Origin of the sequence: Tomitella cavernea, assembly GCF_016599145.1 — a bacterium.
Lineage (GTDB): Bacteria > Actinomycetota > Actinomycetes > Mycobacteriales > Mycobacteriaceae > Tomitella > Tomitella cavernae.
In genome coordinates, this window is record NZ_JAENKO010000050.1 from 1 (window position 1) to 19,004 (window position 19,004).

Consider the following 19,004-nt stretch of genomic DNA (forward strand, 5'->3'; position numbering starts at 1 on the left):
GCCCGCCGCGCGTCCGGCGCGGGGGCCGCGGCGCCTCGGAGCCGCGGCGGCGCTGGCCATCGTGGCGGTCGTGCTGGTGACTCCGCCGGCGAGCCTGCTGGTGCGCTCGTTGCGGTTCGACGGCGGGTGGAGCCTGCACGCCTATCGGATCCTCGGCACCGAGGTCGCGGGCGTCCGTCCCCTCGACGCCGTGTCCACGTCGCTGCGCACCGCGGTGGACGCGGCTCTGCTCGCGCTGGTGTTGGGCCTGCTGGCGGCGGTGGCACTCGACCGCGGACGCGGTCGGGGCAAGGAGCTGGCGGACGGATTCATGATGCTGCCGCTAGGGGTCAGCGCGGTGACCGTCGGCTTCGGGCTGCTCATCACCATGGGCTCGCTGCCCGGCGACCTGCGCCGCTCGCAACTGCTGGTGGCGATCGCCCAAGCGATGATCGCGATGCCCCTGGTCGTGCGCACCCTCCTGCCGGCGATGCAGGGGATCGACGAGCGGCTGCGGCACGCGGCGGGGGTGCTCGGGGCGGCGCCGCCGCGAGTCTGGTTCAGCGTCGACCTGCCGCTGGTGGCACGGTCGCTGGCTGCCGCCGTGGGCTTCGCCTTCGTGGTAGCGCTGGGCGAGTTCGGAGCCACGTCGTTCCTGGCCCGCGCCGACCAGCCCACGCTGCCGGTGCTCATCGGCAAGCTGATCTCGCGGCCCGGCGCGGACAACCTCGCGGCCGCGCTCGCGAGCTCCGTGCTGCTCGCGGTCGTGACAGGCGCGATAGTGGCGGTGATCGAGACGGTGAGGGTGGCCGATGTCGGTGAATTCTGACGCGCGCCTGCAGGTGCGCGGTCTCACAGTGGACTACCGGGATGTCCGCGCGGTGGACGGCGTGGACCTGAACGTGGGTGGTGCCGGCCGCGGCGTGGTGGCGTTGCTGGGGCCGTCCGGGTGCGGCAAGTCGACGCTGTTGCGCGGCGTGGCGGGAATCGAACCGCTCACGTCCGGGTCGGTCGTGTTCGACGGCGAGGACGTCACTCGGCTGCCGGCGCACCGGCGTGGGTTCGGGCTGCTGTTCCAGGACGGGCAGCTGTTCCCACACCGCACCGTGGCCGGGAACATCGGCTACGGGCTGAGCGGCGCCTGGGGGCGGCCGCGGGGAACGCGCGCCGCTCGCCACCAGCGGGTCGAGGAGCTGCTCGTGCTCGTGGGGCTCGAGGGCCTCGGCGGGCGGCGCGTGGGAGAGCTGTCCGGAGGGCAGGCGCAGCGCGTGGCTCTCGCGAGGGCGCTGGCGCCACGGCCGCGGATGCTGCTGCTGGACGAGCCCCTCTCCGCCCTCGACAGGGAACTGCGCGACAGGCTCGCGCTCGACATCGGTCGGATCCTCGCCGCCACCGGCACACCCGCGCTGGTGGTCACGCACGATCACGGCGAGGCATCGACGCTGGCGGGGACGATCGCGGTGATGCGCGGGGGGAGGCTGGTCCAGGAAGCGGCGCCGCGGAAGCTGTGGCGGCACCCGCGCGACGAGGCGACGGCGCGGTTCCTGGGATACCCGCTGGTGCTGGACGGCGACGTGCGTGACGGGATCGCGACGTGCGCGCTGGGCCGGGTACCGGTGGCGCACCCCGACGGGCCGGTGCGCCTGGGCCTGCGCGCGGAATCCCTGCGCGCCTGTCCGACGCGGGGCGGTGGCCGCGGTGCGGCGCCCGCAGGCGGCGGGCAGGACGCGGCCGGGACCGTCGAGTCGGTGACGGTGCTCCCGTCCCGCACACTGGTCTCCGTCTGCATCGGGGCGGGTGCAGACGGGGCGGTCTCCGCGGAGTCGAGCGCCACCGGTCCGGCCGGCGCAGGCTCCGTCCTCGCGACGTGGACCGCGAACCCGGAAGGCGGGCCTGTGCGCGACGGCGGCGCACGGGGACGCGACCCTGTGGTCGGCGAGCCGGTGGCGCTGCGTCCGGTTCCGGGGATGGTCGCGGTGATCATGGCGGGATCGGTGCGCGAGGTGGCGGCCGGTGCGGTGATCCGCGGCGGACGGGTGCTGTTGGCCCAGCGTGCGCATCCTCCCGCGCTGGACGGCCTGTGGGAGTTCCCCGGCGGCAAGGCCGAACCGGGGGAGTCGGGCCCCGAGGCGCTGCGCCGCGAACTGCACGAGGAGCTCGGCGTGGCCGTGCGGGTGGGGGACCGCCTGGACGGCGAGGTGGAGCTGGCATCGCCCGGCCGGTCCGGCCACGGAGGGCCGATGCTGTTGCGCACCTACCTGGCCACGGTGGCGTCGGGGGAGCCGCGGGCCGCGGAACACCGCGCCCTGCACTGGGCGGTCCCGGAGGATCTGGACCGGATGCCGCTGGTGGACAACGACCGCCTGTGGATACCCGCCCTGCAGGAGTTGCTTCGCCGGTGACCACGCGTCGTCGGGTGATATCCACCACAAGAACCGTTCTCTACCAGCAGGCGCCTCGGGATTCAACCGTCGGCCGAGTACTCTGGCTCAGGTTGTGTGGCCCCGCAGGTGCCGAGAGGTGCCGCGGCACGCCGCAGACGACGCAGGCGGCGCAGCCGTCGTCGCGTCCACCCGTCCCGGACCGCTCAGCACAGCCGGCCCGACCGATCAGCCAGGAGTACGCCCCGCGTGAGCACGCCCCGCACCGATTTCCGCAATGTCGCCATCGTCGCGCACGTCGACCATGGCAAGACCACCCTCGTCGACGCCATGCTGCGTCAGTCCGGGGCGTTCGCGGAGCGCGCGGAGCCGATAGACCGGGTCATGGACTCGGGCGACCTGGAGCGTGAGAAGGGCATCACGATCCTCGCCAAGAACACGGCGGTGCACCGTCATCACGAGGACGGGACGATGACGATCATCAACGTCATCGACACCCCGGGGCACGCCGACTTCGGCGGCGAGGTCGAGCGCGGCCTGTCGATGGTCGACGCCGTCGTTCTGCTCGTCGACGCTGCCGAGGGGCCGCTGCCGCAGACGCGTTTCGTGCTGCGCAAGGCACTGGCCGCGGAACTGCCGGTGATCCTCGTCGTCAACAAGACCGACCGGTCGGACGCGCGGATCGCCGAGGTCGTCGAGCAGTCGCACGACCTGCTGCTGGACTTGGCCGCGGACCTTCCCGAGGAGTCGTCCGCGGCGGCCGAGCTGGCGTTGGAGATGCCGGTCTTGTACGCGTCGGGCCGCGAGGGCAAGGCGTCGTCCGTGCGTCCCGCCGACGGCCAGGCGCCGGACGCGGAGAACCTCGACGAGCTCTTCGACCTGCTGCTGCACCAGGTGCCCGCACCCAAAGGCGATCCCGAGGGCACGCTGCAGGCACACGTGACCAACCTCGACGCGTCGGCATTCCTGGGCCGGCTCGCACTGGTGCGCGTCCACAAGGGCACTCTGCACAAGGGCCAGCAGGTGGCCTGGATGCACGACGGCGGCGTGAAGACGGTGAGGATCACCGAGCTGCTGCGCACCGTGGGGGTCGAGCGCGAGCCCGCCGAGTACGTCGAGGCCGGCGACATCTGCGCGGTGGCGGGCATCGCGGACATCATGATCGGCGACACCCTCGCCGACGTGGACGAGCCGGTGGCGCTTCCCCGCATCGAGATCGACGAGCCGGCCATCTCGGTGACGATCGGCACCAACACCTCACCGCTGGCCGGCCGCGTGCAGGGCCACAAGCTCACCGCGCGGATGGTCAAGTCGCGACTGGACCAGGAGCTGATCGGCAACGTCTCGCTGCGGGTCCTCGACATCGGGCGCCCGGACGCGTGGGAGGTGCAGGGCCGCGGCGAACTGGCGCTGGCCGTCCTGGTGGAGCAGATGCGCCGCGAGGGTTTCGAGCTCACCGTGGGCAAGCCCCAGGTGGTCACCAGGCAGGTCGACGGCAAACTGCACGAGCCGTTCGAGGACCTCACCGTGGACAGCCCGGAGGAGCACATGGGCGCCATCACACAGCTGCTGGCGGCGCGCAAGGGTCGCATGGTGGAGATGAGCAACAACGGCTCCGGATGGATCCGCATCCAGTTCCACGTGCCGTCGCGCGGCCTGATCGGATTCCGCAACGATTTCCTCACCGAGACCCGCGGTGCGGGCATCGCCAACGCGGTGTTCGCCGGATACGAGCCGTGGGCGGGCGAGATCCGGGCCCGGCACACCGGCTCGCTCGTCTCCGACCGCGCGGGGCAGGTCACCGCGTACGCGATGATCCAGCTGGCGGACCGCGGCACGTTCTTCGTCGACCCGGGGACCGAGGCTTACGAGGGCATGGTCGTCGGTATCAACCCCCGCGCCGAGGACCTCGACATCAATGTCACCAAGGAGAAGAAGCTCACCAACATGCGCGCCGCCAGCGCGGATTCGACCGAGACCCTGGCGCGCCCGATCACGCTCGACCTGGAGGCGGCCATGGAGTTCTGTGCCGTGGACGAATGCGTCGAGGTCACGCCGGAGGTCACCCGGGTGCGTAAGGTCGTCCTGAGCGGCACTGACCGCGCCCGTCAGCGTTCGCGCAACAAGGCGCGGGACAAGGCGGCCGGCTGAACGGTCCCCCGTCGGGCGGCGGGCGGAGCGGACCGAGGGGAGTGGAGTTGTCGGTAGGTGGCGGAGCGCGCCGCGGCGGGGCGTCTGGTGGGCGCCGGGAACGCGCGGCGGACGGCGCACAGGTCCGGCGGCGAGGCACGGTGGGCGCAGTGGCGCTCGCCGCATCGGTGTCGCTGCTGGCGGGTTGCACCGCTTCGCCGGAGCCCGCGGTGGAGAGCCCCAGCGAGACCGCGCCCGCACCGATCCAGACGACGGAGCTGTCCGTCACCGTCGCGATGGACGGGATCGGCCACGGGTTCAATCCGCACCTTCTGGCCGACCAGTCTCCCGCCACGAACGCCGTTGCAGACCTGGTGCTGCCGAGCATGTTCCGGCTTGCTCCCGACCCTGCGGACCCGGCCAGGCTGACGCTGCAACCGGATGCATCGGTGCTCGATTCGGCCGAGGTGGTGAGCCGGGCCCCCTTCACCGTGGAGTACCGGCTGAGCACCGAGGCGCAATGGTCCGACAGCGCGCCCATCGCCGTCGAGGACTTCCAGTACCTCTGGCAGCAGATGGTGACGGTGCCGGGGGCGGTGGCGCCGGCCGGCTACCGGCAGATCACCGATATCCGGGCCGTCGGAGGCGGCGGCAAGACGGTGCAGGTGGTGTTCGCGCGGCCCTACGGTGCGTGGCGCGAACTCTTCCGCTCGCTCGTCCCGGCGCACCTGCTCAAAGACATGCCGGGCGGATTCGAGACCGGGCTGGACGACGGCCTACCCGTCTCCGGATCGCGTTTCAAAGTGTCCACGGTGGACCGGGGCCGCGGGCAGATCCTGCTGGAGCGCAACGACCGTTTCTGGGGGCGGCCGGCCACGCCCGACCGCGTGGTGATCCGTCGTGCCGGCACCACCGCACAGCTGGCCGAGGCGCTCCGCGGCGGGGATGTGCAGGTGTTCGACGTGCGAGCCGGCGAGGCGGCGCTCAGCCAGCTGTCGGCCGTCGGCGGCGTTCAGGCGCGGCGGGCGGACCGGGCGCGTTCGTTGTCGCTGACGCTCAACGCCCGAGCGCCGCATCTGCGCGACGTGCGGCTGCGGCGCGCGCTTCTGGACCTGCTCGACCCGCAACGGCTGGCGCTGGTCGGCGCCGACAGCGAGGCCGGCACGCGGTGGGTCGGTTCGGCCACCGCGGTGCCCTCGGATCCGGCGTACCGCGTCACGGCCCCGCCGCGGATGCCGCGCGAGGCGGCCCAGGACGTTCTGCGATCCGCGGGTTACGGGCTCGCCGCGCCCGACGGCGAAAGCTCGGACGAGCCGGTGCTGCAGATCAAGATCGGTGTACCCCGCGGGGACACCAAGGCGTCGGAGGTGGCCAGCACCGTCGCGGACGTGTGGACCTCGGCGGGTGTGGACGCCTCGGTCGCCGAGATCGACGCGGAGACGCTCTACGGCGATGCCTTGACCACCGGCGCCGTCGACGCCGTCGTCGGATGGGAGGACGTGGACACGGATCTGGCGTCACGGGTCGCGGCACGGTACGGGTGCGACGGAGCGGCGGTGTCCGTGCGCGCCCCGGTGCCGCCCGCGGAGGCGCCGGCAGCCGCGAAGACCGTGTCGCCGAGCATCTCACCCGCGGCGTCCGCCACCGCGACTCCCGATGCTTCGCCCACGGTCCCCACGGTGACGGGGCCCACGGCGACCGCCGCTCCGGCGCCCGAACCGGTGCCGCCGCTGGCACCCGACGACCCGGCACGCAAGAACTTCGCGCAGCCGCAGGCTGCGCCCAGCAACATCGGCGGCGTCTGCGACGAGGAGCTGCAGCCGGTGCTCGCGCAGGCGCTGCAGGGGGAGATCGACGATGACCGGCTGATCGAGGCCGTCGACCCGGCAGCCTGGTCGTTCGCCACGGTCCTGCCGATCATGCAGGACACGGGCGTGGTGGGTTCGACGAGTGCGATCGAGGGGACCATGCTGGGGGACGGACGGCTGGCGTCGGCGCTCTTCGTCAACGCCGCCGGATGGCACCGCACGCCGGGGCGGGGCGCGCCTACAATGCCGACGGCCACGGCTACGCCCACGGCGGTCCCGGACTAGAGCGGCCCGGATACGGCGGGCCGATGGCGCGGAACCGGGACGACTAGGAACCGGGACGACTAGGAACCGGGACGACTAGGAACCGGGACGACTAGGAACCGGGACGACTAGGAACCGGGACGACTAGGAACCGGGACGACTAGGAACCGGGACGACTAGGAACCGGGACGATGAGGAACCGCATAGTGCGGCGGGAGGACGCGATGACCGACGGCGACATCTCCGCGTCGGGGGCGGGCGTGCGCGCAGGCAAGCGCCTGCTGCTGGTGCACGCGCACCCGGACGATGAGACGATCACGACGGGCGGCACCATCGCCCGATACCTCGCAGAAGGCGCCGAGGTGACAGTCGTGACGTGCACCCTGGGCGAGCAGGGCGAGGTCATCGGCGACGAGTGGGCACAGCTCGTGGCGGAGGCGGCCGACCAGTTGGGCGGCTACCGGATCATGGAACTCTCCGCGGCGCTGGCGGCGCTGGGGGGCCCGGGCCACCGGTTCCTGGGCGGTGCCGGCCGCTGGCGGGATTCGGGCATGGCCGGGACTCCGGCCGCGGATCATCCGCGCGCGTTCGTCCGCGGGGACGGGGCCGAAGCGACGGAGCAGCTCGCCGCTGTGGTCGCCGGGCTGCGTCCGCACGTCGTGATCACCTACGGACCCGACGGAGGCTACGGGCATCCCGACCACATCCGCGCGCACACGGTGACGATGGCGGCGGTGGAACGGGCACGCGCGCGCTGGGACACGCCCAAGGTGTATTGGACGGTGGCCGAGGACGAGGCCATCGCCGCCGGGCTTGCCGACCTCGGTCCGGTGCCCGGCGCGTGGGCGATCCCGGATGCCGGTGAGCTGCCCGCGGTGCCGGCGTCGACGGTGACCGCCGAGGTGGACATCTCCGCGCATCTGGATGCCAAGCGGGCCGCGCTGGCCGCCCATGCCACTCAAGTGCGGGTGGCGGAAGGCGGGCGGGCGTACGCGCTGTCGAACGGCATCGCGCAGCCCGTCGTCGCGCGCGAGTTCTTCGTCCTGGCGCGTGGTGGCGCGGGACCGACGGTGCCCGGGGGCCGCGAGACCGACCTGCTGGCGGGCGTCCGCGCAGAGTGACTCCAGGCCGCCGGGGTGATGCGCATCGCACGCACGCCGGCCGATGCCACTATCATGAGATGCCACGTGGGTCGGGGAGGCGTTTCGGGTCGGTCGGGGTCGGCACGGGGTCGGGGTCGGCACGGGGTCGGGGTCGGCATGGAGTCGGGGCTTTCACGGACGATGGGACACAGTCGACAACCGGAGGTAATCGATGCACACCGCCACATCGCTGGACCTGGTGCCGCCCTGGATGACGCCCGAGCAACTGCACTCGTCGTACACGGGCTCCATCCTCAACCTGGCGCAGAGCCAGGCGCACGAGCTGCCGATGCTCGAGCGCGTCATGTCGATCCTCGCGGGGATCGTCGGGGTATGAGCGCACCGGCAGCAGCGCCGGCGCGCCCGCAGGACCCCGTCGCTTCGCCGTGGGGCCGGGCGGCGCTGGCGGTCCTGCTGTTCGCCGACGGCCTGGCGGTGGGCCTGATCTCGGTGTTCTTCCTTCCGCTGTGGGTGGGGAGCATCCCGGTTCCGGTGGTGATCCTGGGCGCGGCCTTCGCGAACCTGGGCTTGGTGATGCTCGCCGCGCGTTGCACGGGGCAGACCGTCGTGATCGCGGCCCCGCTGATCGGATGGCTGGTGGTGTACCTGCTGGCCGCGGCGGGCGGGCCGGGGGGAGACGGCGTGCTGCCTTCGGATTGGCGCGCGCTGCTCCTGTTGTTCATCGGGCTCGTTCCCGCAGGGATCCACCTGGCCAACCGTGCTCTCGCACGGTCGTTCGCGAGGGGCAGCGCGCACCGCTGAGGCAGCGCTGACCCACCGCTGACCCACCGCTGGACCACGTCGTACCGGACAGCGGCGCAGTGGCGGCCGGGTCAGAGGTCGGTGAGCACGTGCTCGCAGCGCGGGCAGGTGGCCGCCGAGTGGTCTTCGATGAACAGCCCGCACTCGGGGCACACGCGGTGGAGCCAGCAGGCGGGATCGCCGCCGAGCTCCTCATCGTCATCCAGGCGGCCGTGCACGGGGGTGTCCGGGCGCTCATTCTCGTTGCGCATACCACCATCATGGGTCCCGCAGGCCGGCCGTGCACGGCGCGCAGTGGAACGCGCCGTCGCCGGAACACAGGGAAGGCGTGGTGGGAGGGCGTTGGCGGCGCGCGTGGCCGATGGAGCATCATCGGGGAGTGACTTCCACCGGTTCCGGCGATCGCACGAGCACACCCCTTTCCCATCCGACGCCTCCCGCGACGCCTCCGTCGCCGGCGGCGATGCGACGGGCGCTGCGGCGCGCCGACGACGGCGTCGCGTTGAACGTCGACGAATCCACCGTGCTGCTGCAGGCGCGCGGACCGGAGTTGGACAGGCTCTGCGCCGCGGCGGCGCGGGTACGTGACGCGGGCCTGCGCGCCGAGGGGCGTGTCGGCGTCGACGGGCGCGGGCTCATCACGTACTCCCGCAAGGTGTTCATCCCGCTCACCCGGTTGTGCCGGGACCGCTGCCACTACTGCACCTTCGTCGCGGTGCCGGGCACGCTGCGCGCCGCCGGTCAGGGCGCGTTCCTCGAGCCCGACGAGGTGCTGCGGATCGCGCGTGAGGGCGCCGCGCTCGGCTGCAAGGAAGCGCTGTTCACACTGGGCGACAGGCCGGAGGACCGCTGGCCCGAGGCGCGCACATGGTTGGCCGAGCGCGGCTATGAGTCGACGCTGGACTACGTACGCGCCATGTCGATCCGCGTGTTGGAGGACACCGGCCTGCTGCCGCACCTCAACCCCGGGGTGATGTCCTGGGCCGAGTTGTCGCGGCTCAAGCCGGTCGCCCCGTCGATGGGGATGATGCTGGAGACCACCTCCGAGCGACTGTTCACCGACAAGGGCGAGGCGCACTACGGCAGCCCCGACAAGGATCCCGCCGTACGCGTCCGGACGCTCACCGACGCGGGGCGGCTGACGATCCCGTTCACCACGGGGATCCTCGTGGGGATCGGCGAGGACGCGCGCGAACGGGCGGAGTCCGTCCACGAACTCCGCCGCCTGCACAAGGCCTTCGGGCACGTCCAGGAAGTGATCGTCCAGAACTTCCGTGCCAAGGAGGACACCGCGATGCGGCAGGCCGCCGACGCGGATATCGAGACCTACCGCGCTGCGATCGCGGTGGCCCGCCTGGTGCTGGGACCGGCGATGCGGGTGCAGGCGCCGCCGAACCTGGTCTCTCCTGAGGAATGCGCCATGCTCCTGGCGGCGGGGGTCGATGATTGGGGCGGGGTCTCCCCGCTCACGCCCGACCACGTCAACCCGGAGCGTCCGTGGCCCGAGATCGAGTCGCTCGCCGCCATCACCGCGACGGCGGGCTTCGCGCTGGGGGAACGTCTCGCCGCCCAACCCAAGTACGTCGCCGCGGGGCAGCCGTGGATCGACCCGCGAATCGCCGCGCACGTCTCGGCCTTGGCCGACCCCGCGACGGCGCTGGCCTGCGCAGACGCCGCGCCCCGGGGGCTGCCTTGGCAGGAGCCGGACCCGCAGTGGGAATCGAGCGGACGGGTGGATCTCGAGAAGGCGATCGACCTCGAGGGGCGGCGCAGCGAGACGCGCAGCGATCTCGGCAGCGCGTTCGGCGACTGGGACACCGTGCGCGAACAGGTCCTGGCCCTGGAACATCAGCGCGACGGCGCGCCCGAGCGGCTGGATTCCGATGTGCTGGCCGCGCTGCGGCACGCCGAGGCGGACCCGGCCGGATGCAGCCGCGAGGAGTACACGGCGCTCGCGAGCGCGGACGGCGCGGGCTTGGAAGCCGTGGTGGCACTGGCGGACTCGTTGCGCCGGGACACGGTGGGCGACGACGTCACCTACATCGTCAACCGCAACATCAACTTCACGAATATCTGCTACACGGGCTGCCGGTTCTGCGCCTTCGCGCAGCGCAAGGGGGACGCGGACGCGTTCACCCTGTCCGCGGAGGAGGTGGCCGACCGTGCATGGCAGGCGCACGTCGCAGGCGCCACCGAGGTGTGCATGCAGGGCGGGATCGACCCGGAGCTGCCTGTCACCGGCTACGCCGACCTGGTGCGCGCCGTCAAGGCCCGTGTCCCGTCGATGCATGTGCACGCGTTCAGCCCGATGGAGATCGTCAACGGCGCGTCGCGCGGCGGCGAGAGCGTGCGCGAGTGGCTCACAGCGCTCAAGGAGGCCGGGCTGGACACCATTCCGGGCACCGCGGCCGAGATCCTCGACGACGAGGTGCGCTGGGTGCTCACCAAGGGCAAGCTGCCCACGGCGGAGTGGGTGGACGTGATCAGCACCGCGCACGAGGTGGGTCTGCCGTCGAGCTCGACGATGATGTACGGGCACGTGGACGCCCCGCACCATTGGGTGGGGCATCTGGAGGTGATCCGCGGCATCCAGGACCGCACGGGCGGGTTCACCGAGTTCGTGCTGCTGCCGTTCGTCCATCAGTCGTCGCCGCTGTACTTGGCCGGGGCGTCGCGGCCGGGGCCCACCATGCGGGAGAACCGTGCGGCGCACGCGCTGGCGCGGATCATGCTGCACGGCCGGATCGCGCACATCCAGACCAGCTGGGTCAAGCTGGGCGTCGAGGGCACGCAGGCGATGCTGCAGGGCGGCGCCGACGACCTGGGCGGCACGCTCATGGAGGAGACGATCTCGCGGATGGCGGGCTCCACCAACGGTTCGGAGAAGTCGGTGTCGGAGTTGCACGCGATGGCTGCGGGGATCGGCCGGCCGGCCCGGCAGCGGACGACGCTCTACGCGCCTGTCGTCTCGCCGGTGGCCGTGAGTGCACCCTGAGCGGGGGCGTCGGACGCGGCGGCGTCATAATCGACGGTGGCCGCCCACGCTTCTGCGGCGGCCGTTCGATGAAAGGGAGGGCTCACGGCAGTGACCTACGTGATCGCAGAACCATGTGTCGATGTGTTGGATCGTGCGTGCGTCGAGGAATGCCCCGTGGACTGTATCTACGAGGGCAAACGCATGCTGTACATCCAGCCCGACGAGTGTGTCGACTGCGGGGCGTGCGAGCCGGTGTGTCCGGTGGAGGCGATCTTCTACGAGGACGACGTCCCCGACGAGTGGGAGCGCTACACCGCGGCCAACGTCGACTTCTTCGACTCCCTGGGGTCGCCGGGCGGCGCCTCGAAGGTGGGCGTGACCGACCATGACCCGGAGTGGATCATGAAGCTGCCGCCCATGGGCGAGGAATGACCCGATTCCGACGATGACCGGGTGTTGAGCGGAAACGCGCGCCCCGCCGGCCGGCGGGGCGCGCGTCGTCGATCGGCACGCATGATGTGAGGACCTTGACTGTGCGCACACCGCTGACGGGCATGCTGCCCGGATTCCCGTGGGACACGCTCGCCGCCGCCAAGGCGACGGCGCACGCGCATCCGCACGGCATCGCGGACCTGTCCGTGGGCACCCCCGTGGATCCGGTGGCGCCGGCGATCCGCACGGCGCTCGCCTCGGTGGCGGACGTTCCCGGCTACCCGACGACCGCGGGCACGCCGGCACTGCAGGAGGCGGCGGTCGCCGCGCTGAGGCGGCGCTTCGGGATCGGCGTCGGGCCCAAGGCGGCGCGGCTCGGCATGGTCCCCGCCATCGGCACCAAGGAGATGATCGCGTCGCTGCCGTCCCATCTGGGGCTGGGCGTGCAAGACACCGTCGTGATCCCCGAGCTGGCCTACCCGACGTACGAGGTGGGGGCGCTGCTCGCCGGGGCACGGCCCGTCCGCGCGGACGGCACCGCGCAGCTGGGGCCGGCGCCGGTGACCATGCTCTTCCTCAACTCGCCGGCCAATCCCAGCGGGAAGATCCTCGGCGTCGACCACTTGCGCAAGGTGGTCGACTGGGCGCGTCAGCGTGGCGCCATCGTCGTCTCCGACGAGTGCTACCTGGGCCTGGCCTGGGATGCGGAGGCGGTGTCGGTCCTCGACGAGCGGGTGCACGACGGCGACGTGACGGGGCTCATCGCAGTCCACTCGCTGTCGAAGACGTCGAGCCTGGCGAGTTACCGCGCGGGGTTCGCGGCGGGGGATCCGGCCCTGCTGGGCGAGTTGCTCGAGGTGCGCAAGCACGCGGGGCTCATGTTGCCGCTGCCGGTGCAGGCGGCGATGGTGGCCGCGCTCACCGACGACGCGCACGAGGGCGAGCAGCGGGAACGCTACCGCCGCCGGCGCGATGTCCTCCGTCCCGCGGTAGAGCGGGCAGGCTTCCGGGTCGACGACTCCGAGGGCGGCCTGTACCTGTGGGCCACGCGAGACGAGCCGTGCCGGGACACGGTCGACCGGCTGGCCGCGCTCGGCATCCTCGTCGCCCCCGGGGACTTCTACGGTCCCCGCGGCGGGCGGCACGTGCGGATCGCCCTCACCGCGTCCGACGACAGGATCGCCGCCGCCGCCGATCGTCTCGCGGTCGGCGCATAGGCTGGCGCGTATGGATCTTCAAGAGACCACGCGGCGGGTCCAGGAGGGGCTCGCGGTCGAGACGAAGGTGGTGCGGTTCCGCGATGGGGCCCGCGAGGGCGAACCGGAGGGCGCCGGACCCGCGGAGGTCACGCTGCTCGTGGCGGACGGCTCCCCGGCCCTCGGGTTCGCCTCCTACAGCACCGTGGACATGGCACGGTTCCCCACCAACGTCGCCGACGACGCGGGGCGCCGGGTGGCCAGTGAACTGATCACCGTCGGCCGCGCCGGGCAGCGGGAGTTCTCCGACCTCCTCGCCGCTTGCGCATTCGCGGTGGCGGGCGGCTCGCTGCACGTGACGCCGCTGGCGATGATCCCCGACGCGGTGGAGGCCTCGGCCCCCGGGCACGCCACGCGGCACGTGCTGCTGGTGCCGCCGTTCATCTGGCCGGAACTGCCGATCGTGGTCGAGGAGGACGCGGACGACGCGGCCGGGCTGCGGGCGCAGGTCACCACCTGGTTGCAGGTCGTGCCGATCTCGGACGGGGAGTTCCGGTACGCCACCGACCACGGCGCGCAGTCGCTTTTCGACCGGCTCGAACGCGCCGGGGCGGACGTCTCGGACCTCGATCGCGTGTCGGTGATCTGATCCGGCCGGGTGCCGGTTCGAAGCGGTGCGGCATCGACGGCGGGATAGCCTGGTGCGAACGTGTGGCGTGAGAGGAGCGGTGCCGCGGTGGACGCAGTGAGGCAGGGGACGGCGGGACGATGGCGCCCGTTGGGGGCGCCCGCGGGGGGCGACGATCCGGAAACCCTCGTCGTCGGGGACGTGGCGATGGCGCGCACGGAGCTCTACGCCGCCGCGACCGCCGTGGCTGAAAGGATCGCCGGTGCCGAGCGGGTGGCGGTGCTCGCCAGGCCCACGGCGCAGACCGTGCTGGCGGTCCTCGGCGGGCTCATCGCCGGGGTGACCGTGGTGCCGGTGCCGCCGGATTCCGGGCCGGGGGAGATCGGGCACATCCTCCGCGATTCCGGCGCGCAGGCGTGGCTCGGCGCCGCGCCGGAACCGGACGTTGCGCAAGCCTTCGCAGCGGATGCGGTGCCGGAGCTCCCTTTCGTGCCGGTGCGGCTGCACGCACGGTCGTGGCATGCGCTGCCGGCGCCGGATCCGGCGTCGCCGGCACTCATCCTGTACACCTCGGGCACCACCGGCGCGCCCAAGGGGGTCGTCCTGAGTCACCGGGCGATCGCGGCCGACCTGGACGGGCTCGCCGTGGCTTGGCAGTGGACCGCCGACGACGTCCTCGTGCACGGGCTGCCGCTGTTCCACGTGCACGGGCTGGTCCTCGGCATACTCGGACCGCTGCGCCGGGGCGGCCGCGTCATCCACACAGTGCGCCCCACGCCGGAGCGCTATGCGGAGCATCGCGGCACCATGTATTTCGGGGTGCCCACCGTGTGGAGCCGCGTGGCGGCGGCGCCGGAGGCGGCCCGCGCCCTCGCCGGTGCGCGCCTGCTCGTCTCCGGGAGCGCGCCGCTGCCCGTGCCCCTGTTCGACCGGCTGCGCGAGCTCACCGGGCTCGCTCCGATCGAGCGGTACGGGATGTCGGAGACGCTCATCACGCTGTCCACGCGCGCCGACGGCGAACGCCGGCCAGGCTGGGTGGGGCAATCGGTCGCCGGGGTCGAGACCCGGCTGCGCGACGAGCGCGGTGAGCCGGTGCCGCACGACGGCGCGTCGATCGGCGGACTGGAGGTGCGCGGCGCGACCCTGTTCGACGGCTACCTGAACAAGCCCGACGTCACCGCAGCGGAGCACACCGAGGACGGGTGGTTCCGCACCGGCGACGTCGCCTGCATCGACGCCGGCGGATTCCACCGTATCGTGGGACGCGCGTCGACCGACCTGATCAAGTCCGGCGGCTACCGCGTCGGCGCGGGAGAGGTGGAGGCGGCCGTGGCGGCGCACCCGGACGTCGCGGAGGTGGCCGTGGTGGGCGTGCCCGACGACGACCTGGGCCAACGGATCGTCGCCTTCGTCGTGGCGCGGGACGGGGCGGGGGCGCGGCGGCTGCGCGCCGAGGGCGGCGCGTCGGTGATCGATGCGGTGACAGGGGCGCTGTCGGCGCACAAACGGCCCCGTGCGGTGCGCGTGGTCGACGCGCTGCCCCGCAACGCGATGGGGAAGGTGCAGAAGAAGCAGCTGGCCGGGTAGCGGTAGCGGACGTGCTGTGACCGGCAACACTCGGCGCTATCCTTGTGGCATGAGTGAGGGAGCCCAGCAGCATCTCGAAGCCTTGTTCTCCGATCACGGTGTGGGGGCGCTCGTCACCCTCAAAGCGGACGGCCGGCCGCAGATCTCCAACGTGTTGTACTCCTTCGACCGCGGCCGGCAGATCTTCGAGGTGTCGGTGACCGACACCCGCGCCAAGACCACCAACCTGCGCCGCGATCCGCGGGTGAGCCTGCACGTGAGCGCGCCCGACGGCTGGTCGTACGCGGTGGCGGAGGGGCGCGCCGAGCTGAGCCCGCCGGCGTCGGATCCGCACGATACGACGGTCACCGGCCTGGCACTGCTGTACGAGAAGCTGCAGGGCGAGCATCCCGACTGGGACGAGTTCCGCACGGCCATGATCCACGAGCGCCGGCTGCTGCTGACGATCCACGTGGAGCGCGTGTACGGAGTCACCAGGCACTGATCGGTGGGCGCCGGGCGGCTGATCATGCGGGCGGCCGGATCCCGGCGAGCGTGGAGGCGCATGAACACGGTGGAGCTGGGGCCCCCGGCGGGGCGGCAAGCGCCGGAACCGCACCACGCTGAAGCGTCAGGGCTGCCGTACGGGGCGGTCATGGCAGCCGGTGCAGGCTCGCATGCGGCCGATGCGGCAGGAGTTCCCGCAGCCGGGCCGGTCTTGTTGTCGGTGGCCATCGTCCTGGCGGTGGGTGTCGCTGTCGTAGGGGCGGTCCGGATGCGCGCCGGTCGCCTCGATGTGCGCGGCAGATTGTCGCAGTTGGCTGCCTTGTCGATTCCGATCGGGCTGGCGGTGGTCGGAAGCGGCCTCGCCCGCCACGGGGGCGTCGCTGCGGATTGTGCTGTGGCAGTCGTAGTTGTGTCGTGGGGCGCAACCGTTCTCATCGCGGCCCGTCTTGTCATGGTGATGGTCAGGGAGGGCTCCGGGCCCGGCGGCGTGGACGGAACCTGGTTCCTGCTGCCCGCGGCGCCGTTGGCCGGCGCCATCGCCGTTGCCGGTCTTGCCGACGCAGGGGCGGCGGGTTCGGGCGCCGTCGTCGGCTGGTTCGCGATGGGCGCCGCGGCGGCGGGCGCATTCGGGTATGCGGCCGTCGCCGTTGCAGCGGTGGCGTCCACGGTGCGGCGGGCAGGGCGCTTCCGGGCTTCCGTGGCGTGGTGGATCTCCGCGGGCTGCGCCGGGCTGGCCGCGGCCGCGCTGGGGCAGGCGTCTGCGATCTCCGCGATCGCGCCGACGCTGGGCGACTCGTGGGCGGTGCGGTGGTGTGTATGGGTCTACGTCGCGGTGGCGAGCGCCCTTCTGGTACCGATCATCGGCACTTCCGCCGTGTACCTGGCGCACCGACGCAGGGTGTCCGTGCATGCCCCGTGGCCGCCGACATTCTCGATGGGGGTCTATGCCCTCGGTGTGGGACAAGCGGATCGGCTGGCGCGCGATGCAGCGTTGCAGGATTGGCATCGGGTCGCCGCGGCGGCGACGCTCGTATTATGGGCCGGCACGGCGGCCGTGCAACTTTACGGAACCTGTCGGCGGCAGCACGAGTGCGGGAGCGCGGGGCCGCCGCCCGACTGAGAGGGCCGCCGCACGGTCAGTCGGTTGTCGGCTCCAGCACGAACACGGGGATGTGCCGCGTTGTCTTCTCCTGGTACTCGGCATACGGGGGGAACACGGCGACGGCACGTTCCCACCACACGGCGCGCTCGTCGCCGTGCACCTCGCGGGCGATGAAGGCGCCTTTGGTCTCGCCGTCGCGTACCTGCACGCGCGGATTCTTCGTGAGATTGCGGTACCAGACGGGGTTCTCGGGGGCGCCGCCCTTCGATGCGACGGCCGCGTACGCACCACCGTGCTCGACGCGCATCACCGGGGTCTTGCGCAGCTTGCCGGACGTGGCGCCGATGTTGTCGACGATGACGACCGGCATGCCGTTCAGCTCGGTGCCGTCGGTGCCCCCGGATCCCTCGTAGCGCTCGACATGGTCGCGGACCCATTTGGTGGGGCTGGGCGCGTACTCGGGGGCCCTGTCGTGGTCGGCGCCTCCCTGGCCGATGAGGTCGCGGTCGGCATTGCCGTGGTCCGTGCCGCTGTGTGCTGTGCCGCCGTCGTCCATGCCGGAGCCTTCCTGTCCGTCGGTTGCGGAATGTTCCCGGGGCGTCAGCGCCGCTCCGTGCCGTCCTGGAGTCGGTTCGCGTCACCGACAGGCCGGGCGTCACCGACAGGCCGGGCGTCACCGTCCGGCGCGTCACCGGCCCCGGCGTCCCGTTCTCCAGGATAAGCATCCCCTGCCCGGGGGTGTTTGCGCCACCACTGCGAGTTCAGCAGCGAGAGCACCACCAATACGGCGAAGAACACCGCGGTGGCGATGAGCTGGTTGCGTGCGGCGGTGTCCGTGCACATCAGCACCACAAGGGCGAGGAGTCCGGCGAGGGCCAACCACGTCAGATAGGGATGCAGCCACATGCGGAGCCGCAACGTGCCCTCCCGCTCGAAGCGGGGTCGCAGCCGCAGTTGCGAGACCGCGATCATCGCCCACATCACGAGCAGGACGGCGCCGACGGCGTTGAAGAGTATCGAGAGCAGCCTGTCGGGCAGCAGCCAGTTGAGCACGACGGTGACGAACGAGAAGAACACGGACAGCAATACGGCGGCCCGGGGCGCGCCGTTTCCGGCCACGGTTCCGAACACCCTCGGCGCCTCGCCGTTGCGGGCGAGTGAGAACACCATGCGTGCGGTGCCGTAGATCTGGGCGTTGAAGGACGACAGCAGTGCCACCACCACGACCAGTTCCATGAACCCGGAGGCCAGCGGGATCTTCGCGACGTCGAGCACGGCGACGAACGGGCTGGAGGCGAGCGCGCCGTCGGTCCACGGCAGCACCAGCACCATGATGGCGATCGAGCCGAGGTAGAAGGCCCCGATCCGCCAGACGACGTTGCGCACGGCGATGCCGATGGAACGCTCTGGATCCTCCGACTCCGCTGACGCGATGGCCACCAGTTCTATGCCGCCGAAGGCGAACGCCACCACCAGAAGCCCGCTGGCCACGCCGGACCAGCCGTTGGGCATGAAACCGCCGTCGCCGAGGAAGTGCGTGAAGCCGACCGGGTCGGTGCCCGGCAGCAGTCCGAACACCAGCAGCACGCCCAGCACGAGGAAGGCTATGATCACGCCCACCTTCAGCGCGGCGAACCAGAACTCGAACTCGCCGAAGTTGCTCACCTTGCTGAGGTTCACGACCGCGAAGAAGACCACGAACACTAGGGCGATCACCCACTGGGAAACCCCGGGTATCCACGAATGCACGATCTCGGAGGCGCCGGTGATCTCGGCGCCGAGCACCATGATGAGCATCGCCCAGTACAGCCAGCCCATGGAGAACCCGGCCCACTGACCGATGCCGAGGCGGGCGTAGTCCGCGAACGAACCGCTGGCCGGCCTGGCCGCGCCCATCTCGCCGAGCATGCGCATGACCAGGACGACGATGACTCCGGCGAACACGTAGGACAGCAGCACCGCGGGGCCGGCCGTGGCGATGCCCTCGCCGCTGCCGAGGAACAGGCCGGCGCCGATGGCAGAGCCGAGCCCCATCATCGTGATGTGGCGGGTCTTCAGTCCACGGCCCAGGGCGCCGGTGCCGGCGGTGGACGAGGAGTCGGGGGTGCTCATTGTGGGGTGGGACCTCCG

At 71.9% G+C, this 19,004-nt stretch carries 17 protein-coding genes; 14 read left to right on the forward strand and 3 right to left on the reverse strand.

Annotated features, from left to right (window positions below; all coding sequences use genetic code 11):
• The 7 genes from JJ683_RS15270 to JJ683_RS19475 form a co-directional block, all read left to right on the forward strand.
• Positions 1 to 808, forward strand: an 808-nt coding sequence (locus tag JJ683_RS15270) for an ABC transporter permease (protein ID WP_200175386.1), incomplete at its 5' end; no start/stop codon positions are given.
• Complete coding sequence (locus tag JJ683_RS19695) at positions 792 to 2,381, forward strand: ATP-binding cassette domain-containing protein (protein WP_200175388.1); 1,590 nt, start codon at positions 792 to 794, stop codon at positions 2,379 to 2,381. The genes JJ683_RS15270 and JJ683_RS19695, both read left to right, overlap by 17 nt.
• 228 nt (positions 2,382 to 2,609) lie before the next feature.
• Positions 2,610 to 4,511 carry a translational GTPase TypA gene (gene typA / locus JJ683_RS15280; RefSeq protein ID WP_200175389.1) on the forward strand — a complete coding sequence of 634 codons (1,902 nt, stop codon included), beginning with the start codon at positions 2,610 to 2,612 and terminating at the stop codon, positions 4,509 to 4,511.
• Between the two features lie 149 nt (positions 4,512 to 4,660).
• Positions 4,661 to 6,583, forward strand: a complete 1,923-nt coding sequence (locus JJ683_RS15285; protein ID WP_200175390.1) for an ABC transporter family substrate-binding protein — start codon at positions 4,661 to 4,663, stop codon at positions 6,581 to 6,583.
• 203 nt (positions 6,584 to 6,786) lie between these two features.
• Positions 6,787 to 7,683 carry an N-acetyl-1-D-myo-inositol-2-amino-2-deoxy-alpha-D-glucopyranoside deacetylase gene (gene mshB, locus JJ683_RS15290; RefSeq protein ID WP_200175416.1) on the forward strand — a complete coding sequence of 299 codons (897 nt, stop codon included), beginning with the start codon at positions 6,787 to 6,789 and terminating at the stop codon, positions 7,681 to 7,683.
• 193 nt (positions 7,684 to 7,876) lie between these two features.
• The gene (locus tag JJ683_RS15295; RefSeq protein ID WP_200175391.1) at positions 7,877 to 8,041 is read left to right on the forward strand and encodes a hypothetical protein; all 165 of its coding nucleotides are present in this window, start codon (positions 7,877 to 7,879) and stop codon (positions 8,039 to 8,041) included.
• Complete coding sequence (locus JJ683_RS19475; protein ID WP_200175392.1) at positions 8,038 to 8,466, forward strand: hypothetical protein; 429 nt, start codon at positions 8,038 to 8,040, stop codon at positions 8,464 to 8,466. The genes JJ683_RS15295 and JJ683_RS19475 overlap by 4 nt, the downstream gene beginning before the upstream one ends.
• A 71-nt stretch (positions 8,467 to 8,537) precedes the next feature.
• Here the strand turns inward: JJ683_RS19475 and JJ683_RS15305 are convergent, their stop codons facing one another.
• Complete coding sequence (locus JJ683_RS15305; RefSeq protein WP_200175393.1) at positions 8,538 to 8,717, reverse strand: hypothetical protein; 180 nt, start codon at positions 8,715 to 8,717, stop codon at positions 8,538 to 8,540.
• Positions 8,718 to 8,827: 110 nt separating this feature from the next.
• Between JJ683_RS15305 and JJ683_RS15310 the strand changes: the two genes are divergently transcribed.
• The 7 genes from JJ683_RS15310 to JJ683_RS15340 all read left to right on the forward strand — a co-directional run bounded on the left by JJ683_RS15310 (position 8,828) and on the right by JJ683_RS15340 (position 16,892).
• Entirely contained in the window at positions 8,828 to 11,461 is a 2,634-nt protein-coding gene (locus JJ683_RS15310; protein ID WP_200175419.1) for a bifunctional FO biosynthesis protein CofGH, read from the forward strand.
• A 90-nt stretch (positions 11,462 to 11,551) separates the two neighbouring features.
• The gene (gene fdxA, locus JJ683_RS15315) at positions 11,552 to 11,875 is read left to right on the forward strand and encodes a ferredoxin (RefSeq protein WP_158726729.1); all 324 of its coding nucleotides are present in this window, start codon (positions 11,552 to 11,554) and stop codon (positions 11,873 to 11,875) included.
• Between the two features lie 122 nt (positions 11,876 to 11,997).
• Positions 11,998 to 13,092 carry a succinyldiaminopimelate transaminase gene (gene dapC, locus JJ683_RS15320; RefSeq protein ID WP_200175421.1) on the forward strand — a complete coding sequence of 365 codons (1,095 nt, stop codon included), beginning with the start codon at positions 11,998 to 12,000 and terminating at the stop codon, positions 13,090 to 13,092.
• A 10-nt stretch (positions 13,093 to 13,102) separates the two neighbouring features.
• Positions 13,103 to 13,720: a suppressor of fused domain protein gene (locus JJ683_RS15325; protein ID WP_200175395.1), complete on the forward strand. Its 618-nt coding sequence runs from the start codon at positions 13,103 to 13,105 to the stop codon at positions 13,718 to 13,720.
• 87 nt (positions 13,721 to 13,807) lie between these two features.
• On the forward strand, positions 13,808 to 15,286 hold the full coding sequence (locus JJ683_RS15330; RefSeq protein WP_372435314.1) for an acyl-CoA synthetase: 1,479 nt from the start codon (positions 13,808 to 13,810) through the stop codon (positions 15,284 to 15,286).
• A 49-nt stretch (positions 15,287 to 15,335) separates the two neighbouring features.
• Entirely contained in the window at positions 15,336 to 15,770 is a 435-nt protein-coding gene (locus JJ683_RS15335) for a PPOX class F420-dependent oxidoreductase (protein ID WP_200175397.1), read from the forward strand.
• Positions 15,771 to 16,166: 396 nt separating this feature from the next.
• Positions 16,167 to 16,892, forward strand: coding sequence for a hypothetical protein (locus JJ683_RS15340; RefSeq protein ID WP_200175398.1), 726 nt, complete (start codon positions 16,167 to 16,169; stop codon positions 16,890 to 16,892).
• Between the two features lie 16 nt (positions 16,893 to 16,908).
• On the opposite strand, the gene JJ683_RS15345 is transcribed toward JJ683_RS15340, so the two are convergent.
• Positions 16,909 to 17,430 (reverse strand): nitroreductase family deazaflavin-dependent oxidoreductase, encoded by a 522-nt coding sequence (locus JJ683_RS15345; RefSeq protein ID WP_200175399.1) that lies wholly within the window; start codon positions 17,428 to 17,430, stop codon positions 16,909 to 16,911.
• Positions 17,431 to 17,474: 44 nt separating this feature from the next.
• Complete coding sequence (locus JJ683_RS15350; protein ID WP_200175400.1) at positions 17,475 to 18,986, reverse strand: amino acid permease; 1,512 nt, start codon at positions 18,984 to 18,986, stop codon at positions 17,475 to 17,477.
• Between the last annotated feature and the right edge of the window lie 18 nt (positions 18,987 to 19,004).

Excerpts from the sequence above, each read along its gene's own strand:
- JJ683_RS19695 (WP_200175388.1), top strand. The coding sequence starts at position 792 with ATGTCGGTGAATTCTGACGCGCGCCTGCAGGTGCGCGGTCTCACAGTG.
- mshB (WP_200175416.1), top strand. The coding sequence starts at position 6,787 with ATGACCGACGGCGACATCTCCGCGTCGGGGGCGGGCGTGCGCGCAGGC.
- JJ683_RS15295 (WP_200175391.1), top strand. The coding sequence starts at position 7,877 with ATGCACACCGCCACATCGCTGGACCTGGTGCCGCCCTGGATGACGCCC.
- JJ683_RS19475 (WP_200175392.1), top strand. The coding sequence starts at position 8,038 with ATGAGCGCACCGGCAGCAGCGCCGGCGCGCCCGCAGGACCCCGTCGCT.
- JJ683_RS15305 (WP_200175393.1), bottom strand. The coding sequence starts at position 8,717 with ATGCGCAACGAGAATGAGCGCCCGGACACCCCCGTGCACGGCCGCCTG.
- JJ683_RS15310 (WP_200175419.1), top strand. The coding sequence starts at position 8,828 with ATGGAGCATCATCGGGGAGTGACTTCCACCGGTTCCGGCGATCGCACG.
- dapC (WP_200175421.1), top strand. The coding sequence starts at position 11,998 with ATGCTGCCCGGATTCCCGTGGGACACGCTCGCCGCCGCCAAGGCGACG.
- JJ683_RS15325 (WP_200175395.1), top strand. The coding sequence starts at position 13,103 with ATGGATCTTCAAGAGACCACGCGGCGGGTCCAGGAGGGGCTCGCGGTC.
- JJ683_RS15335 (WP_200175397.1), top strand. The coding sequence starts at position 15,336 with ATGAGTGAGGGAGCCCAGCAGCATCTCGAAGCCTTGTTCTCCGATCAC.
- JJ683_RS15345 (WP_200175399.1), bottom strand. The coding sequence starts at position 17,430 with ATGGACGACGGCGGCACAGCACACAGCGGCACGGACCACGGCAATGCC.
- JJ683_RS15350 (WP_200175400.1), bottom strand. The coding sequence starts at position 18,986 with ATGAGCACCCCCGACTCCTCGTCCACCGCCGGCACCGGCGCCCTGGGC.